The sequence below is a fragment of the Micromonospora sp. SL1-18 genome (assembly GCF_047921505.1).
In the GTDB taxonomy this organism is placed as follows: domain Bacteria; phylum Actinomycetota; class Actinomycetes; order Mycobacteriales; family Micromonosporaceae; genus Micromonospora.
This window is the reverse complement of the sequence record NZ_JBLROA010000011.1, coordinates 131,316-137,419: the sequence shown is the minus strand read 5'-3', so window position 1 is coordinate 137,419 and position 6,104 is coordinate 131,316. Positions and strand designations below refer to the sequence as shown.

The following is a 6,104-nucleotide window of genomic DNA, read 5'->3' as shown; positions in this document are numbered from 1 at the left end:
ACCTGCGTGGGATACAGCCGGTACTTCCGACCCAAGTCCGCCGCCACGCCCCACATCGTACACGCGTTCTATTGGCCACCGATTACCCGGTTCGCACCGGCACACATTGCGATCTCCTGCTCCACGCCCACCTGGTCTTCGTCACCAAGCACCGAGCACCGGGCATCATCGACGAACACCTGCACTACCTCGAACAGGTGATGCGGCAGCTGTGCGAACAGTTCGAATGCGAGCTGGTCGAGTTCAACGGCGAGGACAACCACGTCCACCTGCTGATGAACTTCCCACCCAAGGTAGCCCTGTCCAAGCTGGTCAACTCCCTCAACGGCGTCCTCCCGCTACCTACGCCGCGACTACCCCAACATCCGCCGCCACTTCTGGCGCGGCACCCGACTCTGTGGTCCGGCTCCTACTTCACCCGGCACCATCGAAGGCCCACCCCTGTCGGTCCCGCGCCAGTACATCGAGCAGCAGAACCGGCCGAGTTAGCGCACGCTCGGGCCTTGGCGGCCCTCCCGCACGGGCCTTCACCCCCGTTAAAGGGCGGAGCACTGGCCCGCATCCTGGTAGCGCCTTCGGGACCCGGGCTCATCGTCGGCCACGTCCGCGGCCGTACAGGGTGAGCGCGTTGCAGACGTCGAAGACGCCGACAACGTCCCAGGCCAGGTCGCCGGCCGCCCGTTGGGTGGCCGGGTCGGCGACCATCCCGGTCAGGATGACCACCTGGTTCTGCACGCTCACCGAGATCTGCTGGCGGCGGGTCGTCCAGTCGGCGCTCAGCCGTTGCGCCACCAGCGCGGCGAGGCGCAGGTCCTCGTCGTGGACCCCGTCGTCGCCGACGTAGGGGTTGTGCTCGGGGTATGGCCAGGGCATCACCTTGCGACCTCCGTGGTCGTCACCGGCGCGGCGGGCGCCGCCGGGCTGGGCTGGACGGGCGGGTGCTCCACCGGCGGTCGTTTCTGCCGGGCCATGCCCGGCGCGGGCACCGGGCGGGCGGACGCCACCGGCGCTGTGCCGGATCGCCGAAAGGCAGCCGTACGGGTGGGGATGACCGGGAAGACGCCGTCCAGCCGCATGGTGTGCAGCACCGTGCGAACGAAGCGGGACGGCGCCACCAGGCAGAGCATCTTGCCGTCCTGCCGCACTTCCTGGTGCGCGCGCACCAGCAGGCCCAGGCCCGTGGAGTCGATGGTGCGCACCTCGGCGAGATCGACCAGCACCTCCCGGTCGAGGGTGACCGCTTCCGCCAGCGCCCGCCGTACCGCTTCCGCCGGCTCCGGGTGCCCGACCGCCTGGTCGTCGCCGACCCCGTCGAGGTCGCCGACCCCGTCGAGGTCGCCGACCCCGTCGAGGTCGCCGATCCTGTCAAGGTCGCCGATCCTGTCGAGGTCGCCGACGCCGAGCGTGTCGTCGAACCCGTGGTCCCAGGTCGGGCCCGCACCGTCGTCAGCGCCGTCCTCCGGGCGGAGGCTGCAGCGGGGGCAGAGGTGGGGGCCGGCGGCGAAGGGGGAGCCCGTCCAGCCGTGCTCGAACACCAACGTCCAGACGACCTCGGCGTCGGGCAGGACGCAGGCGGTCCCGGTGATCGTGTCGCCGCAGTCGTCGCAGATCAAACTCATCAGGTGTTCCGCCGGTACGACCGTCATGCCTTTCCTCCTCTCGCGCTGCGCCCGTACCGACGTGCGGGCTGGGCGGTTGCCGGGTGGTGCGGCGGTTCAGGACCCGGTGGCATCCCCGGTGCCCCGGCGTCCGGCGGTGACGACCCCGACCACCACCGCGGGGATCGCGAAGCCGACCTGGGCGAGCAGTAGGGGAAGGGTCTGGTTCACGTCGAGACCGATCAGGCGGATGGTCACGGAGCCCAGTAGCGCGGCGGCCACGCCGAGCGCGACGGTCAGCCACACGGGGGCGGCCTTCGGCCCCGGCAGGGCGAGCCTGCCCACGATGCCGACGCCGATGCCGATGGCGAGGGCGCTGAGGAGCGCACTGCCGGTCACTGCTTCCTCCTTGGACTTCGCTCCGGCGGGGTTCAGGGCCGCGTGACGACCTTCGCCCGCCCGAGCGCCGGTCTCGTCGGCCCGGCATCGGCCGGGTCGCTGCTTGTGGACGGTGGCCCCGGGCTGGCCTCGGCGACCGGTCGCGGCTGGTCAGGACGGGCGGTGTCCAGGATGCGGCGGATCCGCGGGTGCGGATCGCGGAGCGTGAGCACGCCGCCTCGCCGAGCCAGCCGTCGTTGGACGTCGAGCAGTAACCCGATGGCGGCCGCGTCCAGGTGCCGACACTCGGACAGGTCGATCACCACCTCCCCGGGGTGCAGGGACAGGATCCGGTCCAGGACCGCGCCGACCTCGGGAAGTCGGGGCAGGTCGAGCTCCGAGGTGACGTCCAGCTCGATCCGGGGCACCCGGCACTCCGGTGGGAGTGGCTGGGGCGCGGTCACTGATGGCTCCTCTGCGGTTCGGCTCGGTGCTGTTCCACACTCTGGGCGCCGATCGTGGAGGTCGCCCGGCGGCGACATGACAGTTGTGTGACAAACCCATGCCGGAAATCACGGTGTTGGTGATCCGAGGCTCGGCCAGGGATGATGCCGGGGTGGCAGCCGTACTGGTGATCGAGGACGACGACCGGATCCGGCTCGCGCTGTTGCTCGCGCTCGAGGAGGAGGGCTACACGGCGTACGGGGCGGCGAGCGCCGAGGAGGGGCTGCGCCGGCAACGCCAGGACCCGGCGGACAATGTGCTCGTCGACCTCATGCTGCCCGGGCTGGACGGATTCGACTGCATCCGGCAGCTCCGCCGCGACGACGACGTACCGATCGTGGTGGTCAGCGCCCGCGACGACACGCACGACATCGTGGCCGCGTTGGAGGCCGGTGCCGACGACTACCTGGTCAAGCCGGTGGCGATCAAGGAGTTGTCCGCCCGGCTGCGGGCGCTGCGCCGCCGAGGGCGGGCCGTCGCCACGCCGGTCGCGGTGCAGGTCTTCGGCGATCTGGAGATCAGCGCGGACGCCGGTGAGGTGCGCCGCGCCGGCCGACCGGTCGCGATCACCAGGACCGAGTTCCGCCTGCTCTGCGAGCTGGCCCAGCACGCCGGCAAGGTCCTGTCCCGCCAGCAGCTGCTGCAGCGGGTGTGGGGATACGACACCGGCGACGAGCGCCTGGTCGACGTGCACGTGGGCCGGTTGCGGCAGAAGATCGAGGAGGACCCGGGCAACCCGCGACACCTGGTCACCCTCCGTGGCCTCGGCTACAAACTACAGCGATGAACCGCCTCGGACTGCGCGCCCGGGTCACCGCCGCGTTCGCCATCGGGGCGCTGCTGCTCGCGGCGGCGATGGCGCTCTTCTCGTACGACCTGACCCGACGGTCGCTGCTCGACGAGCGGGAACGCGCCGCGGTGCGGGCGGCCTACTTCGACGCCGCGGTCGTCCGGTCAGGCCTGGACACGGACGCCCCGGACATCGCGGAGGTGCTCCGGTCGCTGAACACCGGCAGTGCCCGGCGCCCGCTGCTGCAGCGCGACGGCCAGTGGTACGCCCGCACCGCGGAGATCGGCGCCGGTTCGGTCCCGCCGGAGCTGCAGCGCATGGTCCGCTCGGGCGAGCCGGCCGTGCAGCGGATCCGGACGGACGGGCAGCCGGCCCTGCTGGTCGGCATCCCCCTCTCGCCGACCACCAGCTACTACGAACTCACCTCGCTGCGCGAGGTCGAGCAGATCTTCCAGCTGGTGGGGCTGACGCTGACCGCGGTCGCCATCATGGTGGCCGGCTCGGGCGCGGCCCTCGGCTGGTACGCCACCCGGCACAGCCTCCGTCCACTGACCGCGGTCGCCGACGCCGCCGAGCGGATCGTCGCCGGTGATCTCAGCACCCGCCTCGATCCCGCCACCGACCCTGACCTGACCCGCCTCTCCACCTCGTTCAACCGAATGGTGGAGCAACTGGTCCGGCACATCGAGCGGGACCGGCGGTTCGCCGCCGACGTCAGCCATGAGCTGCGTTCCCCGCTGCAGACGCTGGCCGCCGCGGCGAGCGTGCTGGACCGCCGCCGCGAGTACCACGACGAACGCACCGCGAAGGCCGCCGGGCTCGTCGCCGACGAGATCGCCCGTTTCCAGCGCCTGGTCGACGACCTGATCGAACTGGCCCGCACCGAGCAGCCCGTGCACCGTGAACGCGTCGATGTGGAGGCGCTCGCCCGGGACGCCTGCCGGACGTACGGGCTGCCGGACGGGCTGGTACGGTCCGCGCCCGACGGCGGCGAGTGGCTGGTCGACCGGCGCCGGGTGGCGCAGATCCTGCTCAATCTGGTGGAGAACGCCGTCCGCTACGCCGGGGGGCCGGTGGAGGTGCGGTTGGCCTGCGACGACGAGGGCACCGGCATCATCGAGGTGGACGACGACGGCCCGGGAGTGCCGGAGCCGGACCGCGAGGTGGTCTTCGCCCGCTTCGTCCGGGGCCGGGCGGCCCATGCCCGGGCCGGCACCGACGGGACCGGTCTCGGTCTCGCGCTCGTCGCCGAACACGCGGCGATGCACGGCGGCCGGGCCGCAGTGACGGACCGCCCCGAGGGCGGAGCCCGGTTCCGGGTGGAGCTGCCGGGGTGCCTGCCGTGAACCGGGGCGTGCCGATCGTGGCCTTGGCGGCGCTCCTGCTCGCCGGGTGCGGCGTACCGGTGGACGAGGTTCCCCGCCGCGCGCCGGGCCGACCCGGCGCCTACGCCAGTCCCGTCGGCGGCGGCGCCTTGCCAAACGCCGGGCGGGTGAACGAGACGCTCTGCCTCGTCCGGGACGACCGCCTGCGGACCGTCGTGCGGCGCGTGGACTACCTGCCCGACGTCGACACGCATTTGCGGGACCTGCTGGCCGGGCCCGGGGACGGGGAACGGGACGCCGGCTTCACCAGTGCCCTGGCCGGCATCACCTCGGTGGCCGGCGCCCGGCTCAGCGCAGGTGTCGCCGAGGTCGAGGTCGGCTGGGCCGGTGACGAGACCGGACGCAGTGACCAGATCCTCGCGTTCGGCCAGATCGTCTGTACGCTGACCAGCCGCGCGGACGTGCACGGCGTCACGTTCTGCCGGGACGGGCAGCCGTTGGACGTGCCGCGGGCTGACGGATCGCTGTCCCGGGTGCCGCTCACCGCGGCCGACTATGCGCCGCTGATCGTGCGGCGCTGAACCCGGCGTCCCTTCCCAGCGGGGCGGGAACGGGACGATCGGGGTGCCGCGGGGTGACGACCGACCTCGCAGCCCGCCAGGGAAAGCCTCGACGCCGGCACCCCTTGGATGCCGGCGTCGTGCCGTACGGTCAGCCCTTGGCCTGCCGCTTGGCCATCTGCGGCGACTCGCCCTTGCCGACCCGCTTGAGCGCCTCCTGCAACTGGCCCTCGGTCATCTTGGAATTGCCCTCGATGCCCGCGTTGTGGGCCTGTTGGCGCAGCTCATGAAGTCGTTCTCGGTCACCCATGTCAACCTCCCGCCTCAACGTCGGCGCGGCTACCGGATCCGCGCCGTGGCATCCGGTTGGCTTCCCGGCGGTGCCGGCGGCAAACCGCCGTGGCGCCTGCGGCCGGGCCGGGGTGACACCCGGCCGTACGGGGGTAGTCCGCCCCGGACCGGGTTCGGGCCGGAACCGGCTGGCGAGATGAGGGTGATCATGAGGGAAGTGGAACTGGGCGACGGTGACCGGCGCGTCCTGGTGGTCGTGGTCGACAAGGGCGAGGACGCGGTGGCCGCCGTGAACGAGGTGGCGCAGCGGCACGCCATCCGGGGTGCCCGGGTCACCGCCGTCGGCGGGTTCGCCGCGGCGGACCTGGGCTACTTCGAGCGCGAGAAGCGTGACTACCGGACCATCCCGGTCCGGGAACAGGTCGAGGTCCTCTCGCTGTTGGGTGACATCGCCGAGCACGAGGGGAAAGCGGCGCTGCACGTGCACGCGGTGCTGGGTCGCCGCGACGGCTCGACCGTCGGCGGTCATCTGCTCCGTGGCGAGGTGTGGCCGACCCTGGAGGTCGTCATCTCCGAGGTCGGGGCGAGCCTCGCCAAGCGGGTCGACCCGGAGACGGGGCTGGCGCTGCTGGCGGGAACGGCCGCCTCGTGAGCGGAG

Annotated in this window: 9 protein-coding genes and 1 pseudogene; 5 read left to right on the top strand and 5 right to left on the bottom strand. The window is 72.2% G+C overall.

Features of this window, described 5'->3' with window-relative positions; translation table 11 throughout:
• The first annotated feature begins 71 nt into the window (after positions 1-71).
• On the top strand, positions 72-623 hold the full coding sequence (tnpA, locus tag ACNAW0_RS07800; protein ID WP_416287051.1) for an IS200/IS605 family transposase: 552 nt from the start codon (positions 72-74) through the stop codon (positions 621-623).
• On the opposite strand, the gene ACNAW0_RS07795 is transcribed toward tnpA, so the two are convergent.
• The 4 genes and pseudogenes from ACNAW0_RS07795 to ACNAW0_RS07780 form a co-directional block, all read right to left on the bottom strand.
• Positions 589-873: a BON domain-containing protein gene (locus ACNAW0_RS07795; protein ID WP_416287050.1), complete on the bottom strand. Its 285-nt coding sequence runs from the start codon at positions 871-873 to the stop codon at positions 589-591. The two genes, tnpA and ACNAW0_RS07795, sit on opposite strands and share 35 nt — an antisense overlap.
• A 173-nt stretch (positions 874-1,046) precedes the next feature.
• A pseudogene (locus ACNAW0_RS07790) lies at positions 1,047-1,646 on the bottom strand (STAS domain-containing protein); the annotation flags it as partial.
• Positions 1,647-1,715: 69 nt separating this feature from the next.
• Positions 1,716-1,997 carry a hypothetical protein gene (locus ACNAW0_RS07785; RefSeq protein WP_416287049.1) on the bottom strand — a complete coding sequence of 94 codons (282 nt, stop codon included), beginning with the start codon at positions 1,995-1,997 and terminating at the stop codon, positions 1,716-1,718.
• Positions 1,998-2,029: 32 nt separating this feature from the next.
• On the bottom strand, positions 2,030-2,440 hold the full coding sequence (locus ACNAW0_RS07780) for an STAS domain-containing protein (protein WP_416287048.1): 411 nt from the start codon (positions 2,438-2,440) through the stop codon (positions 2,030-2,032).
• 152 nt (positions 2,441-2,592) lie between these two features.
• Between ACNAW0_RS07780 and ACNAW0_RS07775 the strand changes: the two genes are divergently transcribed.
• The 3 genes from ACNAW0_RS07775 to ACNAW0_RS07765 are packed head-to-tail and all read left to right on the top strand — an operon-like array spanning position 2,593 to position 5,176.
• Positions 2,593-3,267 (top strand): response regulator transcription factor, encoded by a 675-nt coding sequence (locus ACNAW0_RS07775; protein ID WP_416287047.1) that lies wholly within the window; start codon positions 2,593-2,595, stop codon positions 3,265-3,267.
• Complete coding sequence (locus ACNAW0_RS07770; protein ID WP_416287046.1) at positions 3,264-4,616, top strand: sensor histidine kinase; 1,353 nt, start codon at positions 3,264-3,266, stop codon at positions 4,614-4,616. Before ACNAW0_RS07775 ends, ACNAW0_RS07770 begins: the two co-directional genes overlap by 4 nt.
• On the top strand, positions 4,613-5,176 hold the full coding sequence (locus tag ACNAW0_RS07765) for a GerMN domain-containing protein (protein WP_416287060.1): 564 nt from the start codon (positions 4,613-4,615) through the stop codon (positions 5,174-5,176). The genes ACNAW0_RS07770 and ACNAW0_RS07765 overlap by 4 nt, the downstream gene beginning before the upstream one ends.
• Positions 5,177-5,306: 130 nt before the next feature.
• Here the strand turns inward: ACNAW0_RS07765 and ACNAW0_RS07760 are convergent, their stop codons facing one another.
• On the bottom strand, positions 5,307-5,465 hold the full coding sequence (locus ACNAW0_RS07760) for a hypothetical protein (protein WP_416287045.1): 159 nt from the start codon (positions 5,463-5,465) through the stop codon (positions 5,307-5,309).
• A gap of 189 nt (positions 5,466-5,654) precedes the next feature.
• On the opposite strand from ACNAW0_RS07760, the gene ACNAW0_RS07755 reads away from it, so the two are divergent.
• On the top strand, positions 5,655-6,098 hold the full coding sequence (locus ACNAW0_RS07755; protein WP_416287044.1) for a PPC domain-containing DNA-binding protein: 444 nt from the start codon (positions 5,655-5,657) through the stop codon (positions 6,096-6,098).
• The last annotated feature ends 6 nt before the right edge of the window (positions 6,099-6,104 follow it).